We start from the raw sequence: 435 nt of genomic DNA on the forward strand, positions 1-435 counted from the left end.
CTTTTGACTTATAAAGTGGAATGCCCCAATATTAAAGAAAATAAAATTGGTAAAATCTCTAAATTGTTCTGATATAATTATTGTACCATTATGCTTCAGCACCCTTTTGGCTTCTTTAAAAAACAAAATTCTATCTTGATGATTTAGTATTTCATGAATAGCCGTAATTGCAAGGATAATATCTTGTGAATTGTCTTCAAAAGGCAATTTATTTGATCGTATTTTTATTTCTTTTGGATTTGGTGGAAAAACTTTTTTTGATATTTTAATTCCACTTTCATGTTCATGCCTATTTCCATAAATATCACAAACCGTCAAATTCACATTAGGATATTTTTCTTCTATTTTTTTAGATAGAGGATCAAAACTAGCATGAATTAAAACAGCATTATCAATTCTTTCAAAATCAATAATTCTATCTAAATTTTTCAGTTT

General features: G+C 26.2%; 1 protein-coding gene. It reads right to left on the reverse strand.

Going from position 1 to position 435, the window contains the following annotated elements:
• Nucleotides 1-435 (reverse strand): class I SAM-dependent methyltransferase (locus tag DRF65_RS28225; RefSeq protein ID WP_133297845.1); only part of this gene is annotated, 435 nt, incomplete at both ends.

The organism is Chryseobacterium pennae (assembly GCF_003385515.1).
Lineage (GTDB): Bacteria > Bacteroidota > Bacteroidia > Flavobacteriales > Weeksellaceae > Chryseobacterium > Chryseobacterium pennae.